General features: G+C 63.7%; 16 protein-coding genes. 2 read left to right on the top strand and 14 right to left on the bottom strand.

Going from position 1 to position 17385, the window contains the following annotated elements:
- Positions 1 to 263: 263 nt before the first annotated feature.
- The 7 genes from bamB to ndk form a co-directional block, all read right to left on the bottom strand.
- The gene (gene bamB, locus IAG25_RS09325; protein WP_187604615.1) at positions 264 to 1409 is read right to left on the bottom strand and encodes an outer membrane protein assembly factor BamB; all 1146 of its coding nucleotides are present in this window, start codon (positions 1407 to 1409) and stop codon (positions 264 to 266) included.
- 133 nt (positions 1410 to 1542) lie between these two features.
- Positions 1543 to 2172 carry a tetratricopeptide repeat protein gene (locus IAG25_RS09320; protein WP_187604614.1) on the bottom strand — a complete coding sequence of 210 codons (630 nt, stop codon included), beginning with the start codon at positions 2170 to 2172 and terminating at the stop codon, positions 1543 to 1545.
- 105 nt (positions 2173 to 2277) lie between these two features.
- Positions 2278 to 3627, bottom strand: coding sequence for a histidine--tRNA ligase (gene hisS / locus IAG25_RS09315; protein ID WP_187604613.1), 1350 nt, complete (start codon positions 3625 to 3627; stop codon positions 2278 to 2280).
- 6 nt (positions 3628 to 3633) lie between these two features.
- Positions 3634 to 4962, bottom strand: a complete 1329-nt coding sequence (ispG, locus tag IAG25_RS09310) for a flavodoxin-dependent (E)-4-hydroxy-3-methylbut-2-enyl-diphosphate synthase (RefSeq protein ID WP_187604612.1) — start codon at positions 4960 to 4962, stop codon at positions 3634 to 3636.
- Between the two features lie 134 nt (positions 4963 to 5096).
- Positions 5097 to 6212, bottom strand: coding sequence for a RodZ domain-containing protein (locus tag IAG25_RS09305; protein ID WP_187604611.1), 1116 nt, complete (start codon positions 6210 to 6212; stop codon positions 5097 to 5099).
- Positions 6213 to 6394: 182 nt separating this feature from the next.
- On the bottom strand, positions 6395 to 7537 hold the full coding sequence (gene rlmN / locus IAG25_RS09300; RefSeq protein WP_187605050.1) for a 23S rRNA (adenine(2503)-C(2))-methyltransferase RlmN: 1143 nt from the start codon (positions 7535 to 7537) through the stop codon (positions 6395 to 6397).
- 150 nt (positions 7538 to 7687) lie between these two features.
- Complete coding sequence (ndk, locus tag IAG25_RS09295; RefSeq protein WP_062605519.1) at positions 7688 to 8113, bottom strand: nucleoside-diphosphate kinase; 426 nt, start codon at positions 8111 to 8113, stop codon at positions 7688 to 7690.
- Positions 8114 to 8451: 338 nt separating this feature from the next.
- Between ndk and IAG25_RS09290 the strand changes: the two genes are divergently transcribed.
- Positions 8452 to 9150, top strand: coding sequence for a Bax inhibitor-1/YccA family protein (locus IAG25_RS09290; protein ID WP_187604610.1), 699 nt, complete (start codon positions 8452 to 8454; stop codon positions 9148 to 9150).
- 72 nt (positions 9151 to 9222) lie between these two features.
- On the opposite strand, the gene rlmD is transcribed toward IAG25_RS09290, so the two are convergent.
- The 6 genes from rlmD to surE all read right to left on the bottom strand — a co-directional run bounded on the left by rlmD (position 9223) and on the right by surE (position 15449).
- Positions 9223 to 10527 (bottom strand): 23S rRNA (uracil(1939)-C(5))-methyltransferase RlmD, encoded by a 1305-nt coding sequence (rlmD, locus tag IAG25_RS09285; RefSeq protein ID WP_222946465.1) that lies wholly within the window; start codon positions 10525 to 10527, stop codon positions 9223 to 9225.
- A 179-nt stretch (positions 10528 to 10706) separates the two neighbouring features.
- Complete coding sequence (locus tag IAG25_RS09280; protein WP_187604608.1) at positions 10707 to 11483, bottom strand: 3'-5' exonuclease; 777 nt, start codon at positions 11481 to 11483, stop codon at positions 10707 to 10709.
- Positions 11484 to 11531: 48 nt separating this feature from the next.
- On the bottom strand, positions 11532 to 12629 hold the full coding sequence (gene rpoS, locus IAG25_RS09275) for an RNA polymerase sigma factor RpoS (RefSeq protein ID WP_187604607.1): 1098 nt from the start codon (positions 12627 to 12629) through the stop codon (positions 11532 to 11534).
- A gap of 12 nt (positions 12630 to 12641) precedes the next feature.
- Positions 12642 to 13607 carry a peptidoglycan DD-metalloendopeptidase family protein gene (locus IAG25_RS09270; RefSeq protein ID WP_035501019.1) on the bottom strand — a complete coding sequence of 322 codons (966 nt, stop codon included), beginning with the start codon at positions 13605 to 13607 and terminating at the stop codon, positions 12642 to 12644.
- Positions 13608 to 13611: 4 nt separating this feature from the next.
- Complete coding sequence (locus IAG25_RS09265; RefSeq protein ID WP_187604606.1) at positions 13612 to 14694, bottom strand: protein-L-isoaspartate(D-aspartate) O-methyltransferase; 1083 nt, start codon at positions 14692 to 14694, stop codon at positions 13612 to 13614.
- Positions 14691 to 15449: a 5'/3'-nucleotidase SurE gene (surE, locus tag IAG25_RS09260; protein ID WP_035501021.1), complete on the bottom strand. Its 759-nt coding sequence runs from the start codon at positions 15447 to 15449 to the stop codon at positions 14691 to 14693. Before surE ends, IAG25_RS09265 begins: the two co-directional genes overlap by 4 nt.
- Before the next feature lie 121 nt (positions 15450 to 15570).
- On the opposite strand from surE, the gene IAG25_RS09255 reads away from it, so the two are divergent.
- Complete coding sequence (locus IAG25_RS09255) at positions 15571 to 16545, top strand: NADPH:quinone oxidoreductase family protein (RefSeq protein ID WP_187604605.1); 975 nt, start codon at positions 15571 to 15573, stop codon at positions 16543 to 16545.
- A gap of 10 nt (positions 16546 to 16555) precedes the next feature.
- On the opposite strand, the gene IAG25_RS09250 is transcribed toward IAG25_RS09255, so the two are convergent.
- Positions 16556 to 17380 carry an ABC transporter permease gene (locus IAG25_RS09250; RefSeq protein ID WP_187604604.1) on the bottom strand — a complete coding sequence of 275 codons (825 nt, stop codon included), beginning with the start codon at positions 17378 to 17380 and terminating at the stop codon, positions 16556 to 16558.
- Between the last annotated feature and the right edge of the window lie 5 nt (positions 17381 to 17385).

The raw sequence follows: 17385 nt of genomic DNA, 5'->3' as shown, positions 1-17385 counted from the left end.
GAGGCGCGTCGGTTGGCCGGATGATCGGCGGTCGTTCGCCGGTCTTGCCTCGTTCGAGGCTCGTCTTGCGCGGCGCCTTCGCACGACGCGCTCGTTCTTCTACCCTGCTTTTGCAGGCGGGTTTTATCGCGATGCGCGCGCGGCGCGACGCTTCTTTCTCGTGCGGCTCGTCGTGGCGAGCCTGCCGCGCCGCCGGACATCGACGGCGCGCTTGCTGCTTACGGCTTCGAGCGCGCGTCACGCGCCCGAAGCCTGGCTGTCACTCAGTTGCCCGGACGGAAACCGTAGAGATCGCCGTCATGCGTCTGCACGACGAGCGTGTTGCCCGCCATCACGGGCGCCGCGGTGATCGCGCTGCCGTCGGTCGGTGCGCGGCCGATGAGCTGGCCGTTTTCCGTGTTCAGGAAGTGCACGAAGCCCTGATAGTCGCCCACGACGACCGCACGGCCCAGAATGTACGGCACGCTGACACTGCGGTTCTTCAGCGTATCGGTCTTCCAGATCTGCGAGCCGTCCGTCGCGCGGAACGCGTTCACGACCGACCAGTCGTCGCCCGCCGCGACGATCTGCTCGTCTTGCGCGAGGCCGCTGTCGCTCGAGAAATTCTTTTCCCACACCGGCTGGCCCGAGTTCGCATCGAAGCAGCCGATGCGGCCCTGGAACGTCACCGCGCAGGTCTGCGCGCCGACGAGTCCCGGCGCGCCGGTCACGTCGTTGATACGCTCGACTTCGGTCACGCCCTTCGGATACGAAACCGGCGCCTGCCAGTAGGCGTCGCCCGTCTGCAGGTTGATCGCCGCGAACGTGCCGCCGGGGAAGCCCGCGAGCACTGCCTGATTGCCGGCGAACGTCATGCCCGCCGCGACACGCAGGTTCAAAGGCACGGCGCGCAACTGAAAGACCCACTTTTGCTCGCCCGTCTGCGCGTTGAACGCGATGACCTTGCCGTCGATCGTACGCACGATCACGAGATCGTTGCCGACGAGCGGCGGCGAGACGATCTCGCCGGGCGCCGTGGCCGTCCACAGCAGCTTGCCATCGGCGCCGAGCACGTCGACCTGACCCTTCAGACCGCCCACCGCCGTGAGATTGCCGTCGCTGCCGACGCCCGCGGACAGATCGTCCTTGAGCTTGATGCGCCAGACGTCCTGACCGGTCTTCGCGTCGATTTTGGCGACGGTGCCGTTCGTGCCCGCGGCGAAGACGTAATCGCCGACCGCGACCGGCGAGAACAGATACCGGCCCGCCTTGCCGACGCTCGCCTTCCACGTCTGGTTGACGCTCAACACCGGCTTGAAGTCCGCGAGCGGTGTCGGCACGCGGCGTTCATCCTTGGTCGACGAGCAGGCGGCCAGCAAGACGGTCATCGCGCAAGTGAGCGGCACGGCGTAGCGTTTCAAAAAAGTCATCGGTGGACGCAACATGAATTGGTGAATTGGGTTGATCGGCGCCGGCCGCCGCGTCGCTGCATCGCGACGCCGTGGCGGGCGGCTTGATTGACTGATGTGCAGGATCGATCGATACCGATTGAAACGATGCGGATCAGCCGCCGAGCGCATCGAGCTTGAACTGGATCAATTGACGCGCGGACGTGTCGTTCTCGGGCAGCGTCTCGAGCGCGACCTTGTAGGCCGCGCGCGCATCGTCGCGCTTGCCTTGCGCGGCGAGCAGGTCGCCACGTCGATCCGCGATCACGCCCTTGAACGCATCGAGCGGTTGATCCGCGAGCAGCTTGAGACCTGCGTCGTAGTTCTTCTCGTCGAGCAGGACGAGCGCGAGACGCAGCTTCGCGATCTGCTTGTACTCGTCGTCCTTCGCGTGATCGATGGCCCATTGCAGCTGCGCCTTCGCACCCGCCGTGTTGCCCGCCATGTAAAGCGATTTCGCGGCCGCGAGCGCGCTCATCTGCGCGTAACCCGTGCCGCCGAACTTGTCTTCCATGTCGGTGGCCACACGCGTGACCAGCGCCTGATCGTTGGCGTTGACTGCCTGCTGAAGATGGTCGTAGAGCACCGACGCTTCGGCCGCCTGACGACGCTGCCAGAAATTCCATCCGTTGTACCCGGCCCCAATGACGAGCGCCACGAGCACAACCCACGTCGTGGTGTTACCCCATTTGGCCCACCAGGCCTTTACGCTTTCAAGTGATTCTTGTTCGTCGTGATAGCTCATCGTCCAGCTATTCCTTCCTGCGTTTCAATTCCCTCAACGAGCACCGCGCGCGATGCCGGATTGTGTCGATCCGGACCGCGGCGAACGGCAAAATGGGCCTGTATCTCAGGCGCCCTCGTCATCGGCGGTTGCAACCATCGCATTGATTAGGTATTCGGTCAAGTCTTCCGCCGGAACGTTCACTTGCTCGTTCTTCTGGCTGTCGGAGGTTTCGTCGCCCGAACGGCGCAGCGGTTTGACGCCGATCATGCCCTGCGCGAGTTCGTCCTCGCCGAGCACCACCGCGAAGGCCGCGCCGCTTGCGTCGGCCTTCTTCATCTGCGACTTGAAGCTCGCGGACGCGCCGTCCGGGCTGCAATGCAGGATGACGTCGAGGCCCGTGTCGCGCAGACGCTCGGCGACGATGAACGCGTGCTCCGCCGCCTTTTCGCCCTGATGCACGACATACACATCCGTGCCTTCGGCTTCCGGCACGAGCTGCTCTTCCTTCAGCAACTCGAGGATGCGCTCCACGCCCATCGCCCAGCCGCAGGCGGCCGTCGGCTTACCGCCGAGCTGCTCGATGAGCGGATCGTAGCGACCGCCGCCCGCGACCGTGCCCTGGGCGCCGAGCTTGTCGGTAACCCATTCGAACACGGTGAGGTTGTAATAGTCGAGGCCGCGCACGAGACGCGGATTGATCTTGAACGGAATGTTGTTCGCCTTGAGCAGACGCTGCACGCCTTCGAAGTGCTTGCGCGACGCGTCACCGAGAAAATCGACGAGCTTCGGCGCGTTCTGCGCGATCTCCTGCATCGCAGGATTCTTCGTGTCGAGCACGCGCAGCGGGTTCGTGTAGAGACGGCGTTTCGCTTCTTCATCGAGCGAATCGACATGCTTCTCCAGATACGCGATCAGTTCCTTGCGATGCGCCGCGCGCTCTTCCGCCTGACCGAGCGAATTGAGTTCGAGGCGAATGCCGGTGAGCCCGAGATCGTCCCAGAGACGCTGGCACATCATGATGATTTCGGCGTCCGTATCGGGACCCGCGAAGCCGAGCGCTTCCACGCCGACCTGATGGAACTGGCGATAACGCCCGCGCTGCGGACGCTCGTGACGGAACATCGGGCCCACGTACCACAGGCGCTTCGGGCCGTCGTACAGCAGGTTGTGCTCGATGGTCGCGCGCACGACCGCCGCGGTGTTCTCCGGGCGCATCGTCAGATGCTCGCCGTTGAGCGCATCCGTGAAGCTGTACATCTCTTTCTCGACGATATCGGTCACTTCGCCGATACCGCGCGTGAACAACTGCGTATGCTCGACGATCGGCGTGCGGATGTTCTGATAGCCGTATGCGCGCAGCATCGACTTGACGGTGGTTTCGAAGAAGTCCCACAACGCGGCATCCTGCGGGAGGATGTCGTTCATGCCCTTCACACCGCTCAGTTTCTCGAGCCGTTTCTTCTGTTCAGTCATCTGTCTTCAAAGGGTTGCGGTGGACGTCTCTTCACACGTGGCTGCACCTTGCCCGTAGGTGCGCTCGACATAGTCGCTGACGATTTGCTGGAACTCCTCGGCGATGCGCTCGCCGCGCAGCGTCTTCACCTTCACGCCGTCGACGAACACGGGCGCCGCCGGATTCTCGCCCGAGCCCGGCAAGCTGATGCCGATGTTCGCGTGCTTCGATTCGCCCGGTCCGTTGACGATGCAGCCCATCACCGCGACGTGCATCTTTTCGACGCCGGGGTATTGGTCGCGCCAGGTGGGCATCGAGCTGCGCAGGTAAGTCTGGATTTGCGATGCGAGCTCCTGGAAGAGCGTGCTCGTCGTGCGGCCGCAGCCGGGGCATGCGATGACCATCGGCGTGAAGGAACGCAGGCCCATCGTCTGCAAAATTTCCTGGCCGACGACGACTTCGCCCGTACGCGCGCCGCCCGGTTCAGGCGTGAGCGAGATGCGAATCGTGTCGCCGATGCCTTCCTGCAGCAGCACCGAAAGCGCCGCCGTCGACGCGACGATGCCCTTCGAGCCCATGCCCGCCTCGGTCAGGCCGAGGTGCAGAGCGAAACTGCAACGCTTGGCGAGTTCACGGTACACAGCGATCAGATCCTGCACGCCGCTGACCTTGCACGAGAGGATGATCTTGTCGCGGCCGAGACCCAGTTCGACAGCGCGTTCCGCAGAGCCGATCGCCGATTGAATCAGCGCCTCGTACATGACGCTCTGCAGTTCCCACGGCGTCGAACGCGCGGCGTTCTCGTCCATCATGCGCGCGAGCAGATCCTGGTCGAGACTGCCCCAGTTCACGCCGATGCGCACCGGCTTGTCGTATTTGATCGCGGCTTCGATCATCTGCGCGAATTGCGTGTCGCGCTTCGCGCCCTGACCGACGTTGCCCGGATTGATGCGGTATTTCGACAACGCTTCCGCGCACGCGGGATAGTCGCGCAGCAACAGATGCCCGTTGTAATGGAAGTCGCCGACGAGCGGCACGGTCACGCCCATGCGATCCAGTTGCTCACGGACATGCGGCACGGCCGCGGCCGCTTCCGGCGTGTTCACCGTGATGCGCACGAGCTCGGAACCGGCTTGCGCCAGTTCCTTGATCTGGATGGCGGTGCCGATCGCGTCGGCGGTGTCGGTGTTGGTCATCGACTGGACGCGCACGGGCGCGTCGCCGCCGATCGTCACGAGCTGTCCGCCCCAGCGCACATCGACAGCGTGCGATGCGCGGCGCGTCAACGGACCGCCGAAGACCGGCTCGGTCGAACAAATCTTGCTGCTGATCAGGGATTGAGCTTCGGATTGCATCGAAAAACCCTTTGGCAACCTTTTCGCCGATGCGGCGCGGGGTTGCGTGTATGGAACCTCGAACGGGCGTCGCGGCTTGCACCGTGACGCCCCTGACTTGTTCGTCGCTCAGCGAACCGATCGACCTCGCCGACTCAAGGCAGCGAGAGACGCGCGACGTTTCCGCGTGCGGACGAATAGCGCTTGGCATCGACGGGTTCGTCGTCGACCGACAACGATTCGACGCCCTTCACGTTGCCGACGGTCACCTTGAACGGCGCCTCGCCTTCCACGCGCTGCGTGCTGCCCGCACGGACGAGGCCGGAATAGAGTTCCTTGCCGTCCTTGCCGCGCACGCTGAACCAGCTATCTTCCTTCACTTTCAACTCGATCGCGCCCGAGCCGCTGCCCGCGACGGCAGGCGCGGACGCCGCCGCCACAGCCGGCGCGGTCTTCGCAGCCGGTGCGGGCGTCGCGGCAGCCGGCGCGCTCGCGCCCTGCACCGCCGACAACGTCGATGACGAAGCCGGCAGCGCGTTCGTGCCGAGCGGACGCGGCATCGGCTGCTCGCCGGGCGCGGCCGCCACTTCGGGCAGCGATGCTTCGCCGGTGTTCGCGGCCGCTGCCTCGTCGGGCGTCTGCGTGGACGATGCGCTCGCCGATTCGTTCGACGGCGATGGCGATGTCGACGACAAGCCCACGCCCGTGGTCGCTTTCAGGCGCGCGAGCCAGTTGTTCGATTCACCGCCGGTATGCCACGTCACGAGCGCCGCCAGAACGACGATGATGGCCAGCACGCCCCACATCCACGAGCGCTTGCGGCTCGACGAATTGCCGAGCGGCACCGACACGCGACCGCGCGGTAGCCCCCCGCCCGCCGATGCCGGCACTTTCAGATTGTGCTCGATCTCGCCGCCATCGCGCCGGAAAGCCTGCGTGAAGGGCGCGGGATCGGCGCCCAGAATTTTCGCGTAACTCCGCACGATGCCAGCGGCGAACGTGCGATCGGGCAAATGACTGATATCGCCCGCTTCGAGCGCGAGCAATTTTGTGGGCGAAACCTTGAGGCGCGCGGAGACGTCGTCGATCGACCATGCTTTCGCCTGACGGAGCTGCGCGAGACGCGCGCCGACCGCCTGTATCGAGTCCAGAGGCCCCGCCTGGCTCGCATTCGACGCCGCCCCTTCCGCGCCGGCCTGACCGTCGTACTGACCGCCGGACCGGTTGCCGGAATGACTGCCGAAAGGCGTCGGGTGCTGCGGCTCACTCATGCCAAATTCCTCGCATCGATTCTTTCATATAGCGCTGTCGCGTTCGGTTCGAATAAACCACGTGAACGATACAACTCCGGCGCCATTGCAGACCGCTTTATAACAAAATGTTCGGCTTTTAGTGCCGTATCCCGACGCTTTCTGCGCCTTTCGCTGCGGCTTCGTTCAGTTCGAACGCGCCGTCAGATCGCCCGTACCTCGATAGTCTTGCTGCCCGCGCGGCTCATGCGTTCGGCAAGACGCGTGCGATCCTGCACCGCGCCCGCGAGCTGGCCGCAAGCGGCGTCGATGTCGTCGCCGCGCGTCTTGCGCACGGTGGTAACGACACCCGCGTCCATCAGAACCTGCGCGAATCGCTTGATCTGCTCGTTCTTGGAGCGCGTCAGGCCCGATTCCGGGAACGGATTGAACGGAATGAGGTTGAATTTGCACGGCACGTCGCGCGTCACTGCGAGCAGTTCGCGCGCGTGCGCCTCGGTGTCGTTGACGCCGTCGAGCATGCAATATTCGAACGTGATGAAGTCGCGCGGCGCGACCTTCAAATAACGCTGACACGCCGCCATCAATTCGCGCAGCGGGTATTTTTTGTTTAGCGGCACCAGCATGTCGCGCAACGGGTCGTTTGGCGCGTGCAGCGATACGGCCAGCGCTACAGGCAGGTCGGCGGCGAGACGATCCATCATCGGCACGACGCCCGAAGTGGACAGCGTCACGCGGCGGCGCGAGAGTCCGTAGGCGTTGTCGTCGAGCATCAGCCGCATGGCCGGCACGACGGCGTCATAGTTGAGCATCGGCTCGCCCATGCCCATCATCACGACGTTGGTGACGACGCGATCGCCCTTGCCCGGCCCGCCGACTTCGCGCCCGAGCGACTTGCGCAGCGCGAACTCCGCCATGCGCAACTGGCCGATGATTTCGCCGGTAGTCAGGTTGCGGGAAAAGCCCTGCTTGCCGGTGGAACAGAACCGGCAGTTCACCGCGCAACCCGCCTGCGAGGACACGCACAGCGTGCCGCGCGTTTCTTCGGGGATGAACACGGTTTCGACCGCGTTGCCGTTGCCGACGTCGATCAGCCACTTGCGTGTACCGTCGGTGGAAACGTGGTCGCTGATGATGTCGGGCATCGCCATATTGGCGCGGCCCTTGAGTTTTTCGCGCAGCGACTTCGCGAGATCCGTCATGCCGTCGAAATCGTCGGCACCGTATTGGTGGATCCAGCGCTGCAATTGCTTGGCGCGAAACGGCTTTTCGCCCAGGCTCGCGCAGTACGCGGTCAGCCCGGCGGCGTCCAGATCGAGAAGATTGACGGTGGTGCTGCTCGTCATGTCGAGTTCTGCCATTTCAGATTGCGAAGCCCGGACTATGTCGTCCGGGACCGTTCGCGCCAATTCCTGCTTCTTTCATACTGCTTGTTTCTGCGTCGAGGCGCGATGCGCGCGACGGCCAACAGACCGACGCGCATTCCAACGCGAAAATTAACGCGAGTAGACGTTCACTTCCGGGAAGAAGAACGCGACTTCTTGGCGCGCCGTTTCCGCAGCGTCCGAACCATGCACGGCGTTCGCATCGATGCTGTCGGCGAAGTCGGCGCGGATCGTGCCCTTGTCCGCCTTCTTCGGATCCGTCGCGCCCATCAGGTCGCGGTGCTTGGCGATTGCGTTTTCGCCTTCCAGGACCTGAATCACGACCGGGCCGGAAATCATGAATTCCACGAGGTCCTTGAAGAACGGACGCGCAGCGTGAACAGCGTAGAACTTTTCTGCGTCGGCGCGCGACAGATGAACCATGCGCGACGCAATGATCTTGAGACCTGCGTTCTCGAAACGGCTGTAGATCTGGCCGATAACGTTCTTTGCTACTGCGTCCGGCTTGATAATCGACAGGGTGCGCTCGATCGCCATGAAAAACTCCAAAAAATGAACGGTTTACGGATTAAAACGAATCGACAATTGTAGCACGAAGCAAGGTATGATTGCGATTGAAACCTTACGGCACCGTAAGAATCAAACCCTGCGAGGACTTAACCGTCCGGACGGCCGAATCAGCCTTTAGAACTATTGAAATCGGCGCGCGCCGGGGCCATATTGGAGCCGAACGCTGCATTGCAACGGGAACCGCGCCTTCAGGCTGGCACGGCAAAGCGGTCCTAATACTGGCTTAAGTCCGCGCACCTTATCATTCGTGTGTGACGGATGTCGCGGGAAGACCGAACGACAGACAATTGGAGCAAGGAGAAACCATGAACGAATCACCCTACAGCTTTGGCCGTAATGGCAGCGTCACCTCGGTCGAGGTACGCAACCGCGTGCTGCGCAACACCTACTGGCTGCTCGCGCTCTCGATGGTGCCGACGGTGCTCGGCGCGTGGGTCGGCGTCGCGACGGGCTTCTCGCTGTTCGCGGCCACCAGCCCGGCGATGAGCTTCATCGCGTTCCTCGCGATCGCGTTCGGTTTCATGTTCGCCATCGAGAAAACCAAGGAAAGCGGGATGGGCGTGGTCGTCCTGCTCGGCTTCACGTTCTTCATGGGCCTGATGCTCTCGCGCCTGCTGAGCTTCATTCTGGGCTTCTCGAACGGGCCGCAGCTCATCATGATGGCGTTCGGCGGCACAGGCGTGATCTTCGCCGCGATGGCGACCATCGCCACCGTCAGCAAGCGTGATTTCTCGGGTCTCGGCAAGTTCCTGTTCATGGGCGTGATCGTGATTCTGCTCGCCGCGTTCGCGAACATCTTCCTGCAGTTGCCGGCGCTGATGATGACGATCTCCGTGCTCGCCATCGTGATCTTCTCGGCGTACATGCTGTTCGACGTCCAGCGCGTGGTGAATGGCGGCGAGACGAACTACATCAGCGCGACGCTCGCGATCTACCTCGACCTGTACAACGTCTTCACGAACCTGCTGGCGCTGCTCGGCATTTTCGGCGGCAACCGCAATTAAGCTTCGGTTCTTTCCGAGGCAATAAAAAAAACCGGCCTTCGGGCCGGTTTTTTTGCGTCTGCTTCGTTCGAATCAATCACGCTCGAACAAAGCGATCGACTCGACGTGCGACGTGTGCGGGAACATGTTCACCACGCCCGCGCCTTTCATCCGATAACCGGCTTCATGTACGAGCAGGCCGGCGTCGCGCGCGAGCGTCGCCGGGTTGCACGACACATAGACGATGCGCTCCGGCAACGGCCCATCGCCGGACTGGGCAATGTCCGCGAGCGCCTTCGATACGGCGAGCGCGCCTTCGCGCGGCGGATCGATGAGAAATTTGTCGAATTGACCGAGCGCGCGCAGGTCGTCGGCGGTGACTTCGAACAGATTGCGGCACGCGAACGACGTGTGCCCGTCGACGCCATTCGCCTTCGCGTTCTCCAGCGCGCGGGTGGTCAGCGCCTCGCTGCCTTCGATTCCGACGACTTCGCGCGACACGCGGGCGAGCGGCAGCGTGAAATTGCCGATGCCGCAGAACAGATCCAGCACGCGATCCGACCTTTGCGGTGCGAGCAGGCTGAGCGCGCGGCTCACTAGCACACGATTGATCTGGTGATTCACCTGCGTGAAATCGGTCGGCTTGAACGGCATGCGGATATCGAATTCCGGCAGCGTGTACGCCAGTTCGCGATCCAGCGGATAAAACTGATAGACAGTGTCCGGCCCCTTCGGCTGGAGCCACCATTGAACGTCGTGTTCGTCGGCGAAGGTGCGCAGCAGCGCTTCGTCGGCTTCGGTCAGCGGCTCCAGAATGCGCAACACGAGCGCCGTCACGTCGGACCCGACCGCGAGTTCGATCTGCGGCATGCGATCCCGAATCGACAAACCCGCCACCAGATGACGCAGCGGCACGAGCATCGCGGAGACGTGCGGCGGCAGCACTTCGCAGCTCGTCATATCGGCGACATAGCTGCTCTTGCGCTCGTGAAAGCCGACCAGCACGCCGCCCTTCTTTTCGACGTGCCGCACGGTCAGGCGCGCGCGATAGCGATAGCCCCACGACGGTCCGTGAATCGGCCGGAACATGGTTTCCGCGCGCAGCTTCGACAGATGTTGCAGGCTGTCCTCGAGCACGCGCTGCTTCACCGCGATTTGCGCGCGCACGTCGAGATGCTGCATCGAGCAGCCGCCGCAGACGCCAAAAAACTGGCACTTCGGCTTCGCGCGGATCACGCTCTCACGCAGCACGCTCACCACCTGCGCCTGCTCGAAGCTCGGCTTCCGCCGAAAGCTCGAATAGCTCACTCGTTCGCCCGGCAGCGCGCCTTCGACGAAGATGACCTTGCCCGGCTCACCGTTCTCGTTGACTGTGCGGCCTACGCCGCGCGCTTCCATATCGAGCGACTCGATTTCGAGCTCGGGCGCGACGAAGTCGGGATCGGGCGTGACGAACTTCGCCGGCGCGGCGCGGCGGCGATTCTGGGTTTTGCGAGCGGCTTCAGACACCTGCGTACTTCCTGGCTAACGAATTGGCAAAGGCGAGATTGTAGACGAACGTCACGACGACGCCGCGCCTAGTTCCCGAACGCCGCGAGATACTCGGCCCAATGCGGCGACGATTCCTGCGCGAGCGCGTTCTTCACGAAGTTGATTTCGTCGGCGTACTCGTTAGCCGTGAAGCCGCCGCGCATCATCTGAAAACGACAGTACATCAGATATGTATTGACGACATCGGTCTCGCAATAGTTGCGGATTTCGTCGATCTGTCCGTCGCAATACGCGTCCCAGACCTTGCCGCCGTCCATACCGAGCTTGCCGGGAAAGCCGCACAGCTTCGCGAGCGCATCGAGCGGCGCGTTGGCGCGCGCCTGATACATCGCGAGCACGTCCATCAGGTCGATGTGCCGCATGTGATAGCGGCTGATGTAATTGTTGAACTTGAATTCGCGGTCGTCCTGACCGAGATCCCAGTAACGCGGCGCGGCGATGCCGTGCACCAGCGCGCGGTAATGAAGCACGGGCAGATCGAAGCCGCCGCCGTTCCACGACACGAGTTGCGGCGTGTACTTCTCGATCACGCGATAGAACGACTGGATGAGCGCGGCCTCGCCATCGGCGGTCGTGCCGAGCGAGCGCACGCGAAAGCCGCTGTTGTCGCGAAACACGCAGGAAATCGCCGCGACGCGCTGCAGATGATGCGGCAGAAAGTCGTTGCCGACGCGCTCGCGGCGCGCCTCGAACGCATGTTCGGCCACCTCGCGGTCGGAAAGATCGTCGGGCAAATCTTCGAGACGGCGAATGCCGTCGACATCGGGGATCGTTTCGATGTCGAAAACAAGAATCGGTGTCATTGAATCCTGGAACGCGACGCCCTGCCGGTGCCGGGCGTCGTCAAAGCGTTAAAGCACGGCGTCCTTGCGAACGCCGTTGGAGGCGAAAAAGCGCTTGAGCCGCACGAGCGCCTCTTGCTGGATCTGGCGCACACGCTCGCGCGTGAGGCCCATTTCGTCGGCGAGTTCTTCGAGCGTCGCGGGCTCGATATGGTTCAACCCGAAACGCCGCTCGATCACGTGCCGGTGTTTGTCCGACAGGCGCGACAGCCACAGGCGCGTCAGCGATTCGAGTTCGCGATGCTGCACTTCGGCATCCGGCGACTGACTCTGGTCGTCGGAGAGAAGATCGAGCAGGCTGCTGCCCGGATCGAGGTCGAGCGGCGCGTCGAGCGAAGCCGTGTGCTCGTTGAGCGCGAGGATATCGGTGACTTCCTCCGGCGTCTTGCCGGTGAGATACGCGATATCGTCGATGCTCGCGTCGCGTCGCTCGGGTGCGACGCTGTCGTTCGAATTGGCGGAATTTTTTTCCAGATGGCGCTTCGCGCGCAGCACCTGATTGAGTTCGCGGATCACGTGCACCGGCAGGCGCACCGTGCGCGCCTGGTTCATGATCGCGCGCTCGATGCTCTGGCGGATCCACCAGGTGGCGTAGGTCGAAAACCTGAAGCCGCGCGTCGGATCGAACTTCTCGATGGCGTGCATGAGGCCGAGGTTGCCTTCCTCGATCAGATCGAGCAACGGCACGCCGCGATTCAAATATCCCTTCGCGATGCTGACGACGAGACGCAGATTGCGCTCGATCATCACCTGCCGCGCCTCGAATTCCCCAGCCTTCGCAAGGCGCGAATAGCGCTGCTCTTCCTCGACGGTAAGCAGCGGCTTCACGCTGATGCGGTTCAGGTAGTGCTGAATGGTGTCGGCCGTGAGTTCGGCCTGCAAAAGCGAGCGGAAATCGTCCGCGTCAGGGGCGGAATCGTTTGCGCCTTCACCCGGTTCGTCGCTGCCCTTTCCCCGGCTGCCGCCTTCTTCCTCGGAGTCGACCTCGACATCGACGTTATCGATATCGTCATCATGAGTCGAAGCACCGTCCTCCACCGACACTTGCAAAGGTCGGCTGATCTTCTCAGTCTCGGCTTGCGGCAGGCGGCGCTTCGTTTTTGGCATGATGGTTTCGCTTTATTGCGGCGGCAAATACTTCAGTGGGTCAACAGGTTTTCCCTGCCGGCGAACTTCGAAATGCAACATCACGCGGTCCGAATCGCTGTTCCCCATCTCAGCGATCTTCTGCCCTTTAGTTACCGCGTCCCCTTCTTTTACCATCAAAGCGCGATTATGTGCGTACGCGGTGAGAAAAGTCGCGTCATGTTTGATGATAATGAGATTGCCGTAGCCGCGCAGCCCATTTCCGGAGTAAACCACTCGTCCGTCCGCCGACGCGTTGACCGGATCTCCCGCCGCACCGCCAATATTCAAACCCTTGTTCTTCGCGTCATCGAACGTACCGAGGATCGGTCCGCGCGCAGGCCAGATGAACGCCGGCTGGCCCGTGGGCGCCGTCGCGTTCGCATCCGCGCCAGGCACACCCGGCACGCCGGGCGCCGATGCCATACCGGCCGCCGCACCTGCTGTTCCGGGCGCGGCGCCCATGCCCGAATTCGCACCGTAATACGGCGGCTGCGCGGTCGCGCCCGGCTGCGGCGTCGCAGAGCCGGTCGCGCCGTTGAGCGGCTGCGTCTGCACGCCGCCGCCCACGATCGGCGCAGTGGCCACACCGGGCGTCGCCGCTGCGAGATTCGCGCCCGGAGGCGCCACGCGCATCAGCTGGCCGACTTCGATCTGATTCGGGTTGGTCAGGTTGTTCCACGTCGCGATATCGTGATAATTCTGACCGTTTTCCAGTGCGATCCGATATAGGGTGTCGCCCGGTTTTACACGGTAATAGCCCGGCGGCGGCGGACCGTTGTCCGGCGTCTGGGCCGCCGTCGTGCCGATGGGCGCGCCCGTTCTGTCGACGACCGGCGCCATGTCCATGCGCGTCGAACACGCCGCCAGCGCGGACAACGCCAGCACACACACGCCGCGCTGCGCCGCGTTCAGGCGTTGGCCTGCACTTCCCTCTTGCAAAGCACGCAGGATACTCATCGGGTCAAATCACTCCGGATTTTAAAGGTACAAAAAAGACGCGATCGAGCTGCTCTTCCCGCCATTGCGTCGCCGACACGCGCGTGACGAGCGTCAGCACCTGCGACTGCGCGGCCTGCGATCCGACCGGCGCGACGAGCTTGCCGCCCACCGCCAGTTGATCCAGCAGAGCCTGCGGCACGTCGAGGCCCGCGCAGGCGATCACGATTGCGTCGAAGGGCGCGGCCGCGGGCAAGCCCAGGCGGCCGTCGCCGTAATGCAGTCTGATGTTCGGCACGCGCAATGGCCGAAGGTTGAGCTTCGCGCGCTCCGACAGCGGGCGCACACGCTCGATCGAATAAACCTCTGTGGCGACCTGCGACAGCACCGCCGCCTGATAGCCGCAACCTGTGCCGATCTCCAGCACCTTGCTCAATGCCCGCCCCGTCGCGACCAGCTCGATCATGCGCGCCACGACGGACGGCTTCGAGATGGTCTGGTGATGACCTATGGGCAGCGCGGCATCTTCGTACGCCTGCGCGGCGAGCCCCGGATCGACGAACATGTGGCGCGGCACCACCGACATCGCGTTGAGCACGCGCGGATCGGTCACGCCGTTCGATCGCAGCCGTTCAACCATGCGCTCGCGCACCCGTTCCGAGGTGAGCGTCTGCGTGCTCGCCAGCGCGACATTGGGCGCGCCTTTTTTCGGCGCGGTGGCGGTGGCGTTCAGGTCGCGCTCGGCGGGACGCGCCGCCGCTCGCAATGCGCTCGTTCGCGGGGCGTGAGACGCGTGATGCGTCGTCGCGTTTTTGCTCGCGGACGGAACCGGTTTCGCCGCGCCAGTGGCGGGCTTCGCGCCGGAACGCGCCGGAAAAACCGAGGTCGCTGGCTTCGCGGACGCCGCGGCAGTCGCGGGATTCTTCATCGGTGCGCTCGCCGCGCGCGATGGTCCCGGCTTGGCCGGTTGCGCGGGCGTCGACGACTTGAGCGCTGAAACGGCGGCTTGCTTGCCGCGCGGATCCTGCGGACGGTTCGCGGACTTGCGCGGCTCGCGAACCAGATCCGCGAGCGCCAGCGGAAAGCGCTTGGCGCGCTCGTCGCTCATGTGCGACCGCTCCCGGCCCGCGCCCATTCGCGCGTCTCGGCCATGAGCTTCGTATGAGTGAGATCGAGTTGCAGCGGCGTGATCGAAACGAAGCCGTTCGCGACCGCGTGGAAATCGGTGCCTTCGCTCGCGTCGAGTGCATCGCCCGACGGGCCGATCCAGTAGATCGGGTTGCCGCGCGGATCGCTCTGGCGAATCACCGGCTGCGAAGGATGACGCTTGCCGAGGCGCGTCACGGTCCATGCGCCGAGCTGATCGTACGGCAGGCTCGGGATGTTCACGTTCAGCAACGGATGGCCCGGCATCGGATGTTCGAGGAAATGCGCGACGATCTCGGCTGCCACGCGCGCCGCGTCTTCGAGATGAAGCCAGTCGCGGCCAACGAGCGAAAACGCGATGGCGGGAATGCCGAACATGAAGCCTTCGGTGGCCGCCGCGACCGTGCCCGAGTACAGCGTGTCCTCGCCGACGTTCTGCCCGTTGTTGATGCCCGACACGACGAGATCCGGCTGATGCTCGAGCATGCCGGTGAGCGCGATGTGCACGGAATCGGTCGGCGTACCGTTCACGAAGTTGAAACCGTTGGGCGCCTGATGAACGCTCAAGGGCCGCGACAGCGTAAGCGAGTTGGACGAGCCGCTGCAGTTCTGCTCGGGCGCCATCACCGTCACTTCGCCGAGCGGCTGCAGGACCTCGTGCAGCACATTGATGCCGCGCGCAAGATAACCGTCGTCGTTGCTGAGTAGGATTCGCATCCGACGATTGTAACCGAGGAAAGTGGCGCGACGACGACTCGAAAGCTCGCTCCCGACGACGTCGCTGCCCTACACTGAGCCCACTTCAACGCTTTGCACGAGACCCGGACAAGGAGACGCGATGCGCGCCGTACGATGCAACCAACACGGACTACCCGACACCCTTTCTATCGAAACGCTGGCCGACCTGCATCCGGAAGCTGGCGAAGTCGTCATCGACGTGAAAGCGGCGAGTGTGAACTTCCCCGACGTGCTCATCATCCAGAACAAGTACCAGTTCAAGCCGCCGCTGCCGTTCACGCCCGGCGCGGAATTCGCGGGCATCGTGCGCGAGGTGGGCGCGGGCGTCACGCGCCTGTCGCCGGGCATGCGCGTGGCCGCCTATACCGCGCAAGGCGCGTTCGCCGAGCAGGCGCGCGCGAAGGAAGCGGATTGCATCGTTTTGCCCGATGACGTCGATCTCGCCGACGCCGCCGCGTTCACGCTCGCGTACGGCACGTCGTATCACGCGCTCGTCGATCGTGGGCAACTCAAGGCCGGCGACACGCTGCTCGTGCTCGGCGCGGCCGGTGGTGTCGGTATTGCGGCGATCCAGATCGGCAAGATCACCGGCGCGCGCGTGATCGCGGCGGCATCGAGTGCGGAGAAGCTCGCGTTCTGCCGCAAGCATGGCGCGGACGAGGTCATCGACTATGCAAAAGAAGACTTGCGCGAGCGCGTCAAGGCGCTGACCGGCGGCAACGGGCCGGATGTCATTTTCGATCCCGTCGGCGGCGCGTATGCGGAACCCGCGTTTCGAAGCATCGGCTGGCGCGGACGGTATCTGGTCGTCGGCTTCGCGAACGGCGAGATTCCGAAGCTGCCGCTCAATCTCGCGCTGCTGAAAGGCGCGAGCATCGTGGGCGTGTTCTGGGGCGGTCACATGCAGCGCGAACACGCGATCGCCGATCAGGAATTCGCGACGATGGTCGGCTGGATCAAGGCGGGCAAGCTGCGCCCCGTCGTCACGAAACGCTATTCGCTCGATGACACGCCACGCGCCCTCGACGACATGATGAATCGCCGCGTGACCGGCAAGATCGTGATCGAGCCGTGATGCGCGCGCGTCAGAGCTTTTCGGTTTCCCCGCTTTTCGGCTGCCACTTCATGAGCCGTCGCTCGACCAGCGCGACGAGGCCGTCGAGCACCAGCGCGAACGCAGTCAGCACGAGGATGCCGGCGAACACCGTGTTGATGTCGAAGGTGCCTTCGGCCTGCAGAATCAGATAGCCGACGCCGCGCGCCGAGCCGAGATACTCACCCACCACCGAGCCGACGAACGCGAGCCCCACCGATGTATGCAGGCTGGAAAACACCCAGCTCGTCGCGCTCGGCAAATAGACGTATCGCAGCAACTGCTTGCGATTCGCGCCGAGCATGCGCGCGTTGGCGAGCACGACCGGGCTCACTTCCTTCACGCCCTGATAGACGTTGAAGAACACGATGAAAAACACGAGCGTCACGCCGAGCGCGACCTTCGACCAGATGCCGAGCCCGAACCACACCGCGAAGATCGGCGCGAGAATCACGCGCGGCATCGAGTTGGCGGCCTTGATGTAGGGATCGAGGAGCGCGCTCGTCATGGGCGCGAGCGCGAGCCACAGCCCCACGCCGAGCCCGAACACGGTGCCGATGACGAACGCCAGCACGGTTTCGATCAACGTCACCCAAAGATGGATGTAAATCTCGCCGCCCGTGAACCACTCCCAGATGCGCACGAGCACCTTCTGCGGCTCGCCGAAAAAGAACGCGGCCTTGTTGGCGTCGTCGAAATAAAAAGGCGGCAGGAGCGTCGGGCTCGTCAGCGCGTACCACAGCACGAAGCACACGAGCAGCAACAGCCATTGCCATACGATGAGATTCGCTCGATTCGGGCGCAGCTTGTTCCACATGATCG

This window comes from Caballeronia sp. EK, from assembly GCF_014384845.1.
Taxonomy (GTDB): Bacteria; Pseudomonadota; Gammaproteobacteria; order Burkholderiales; family Burkholderiaceae; genus Caballeronia; species Caballeronia jiangsuensis.
This window is presented reverse-complemented; position numbering and strand designations above follow the sequence as displayed.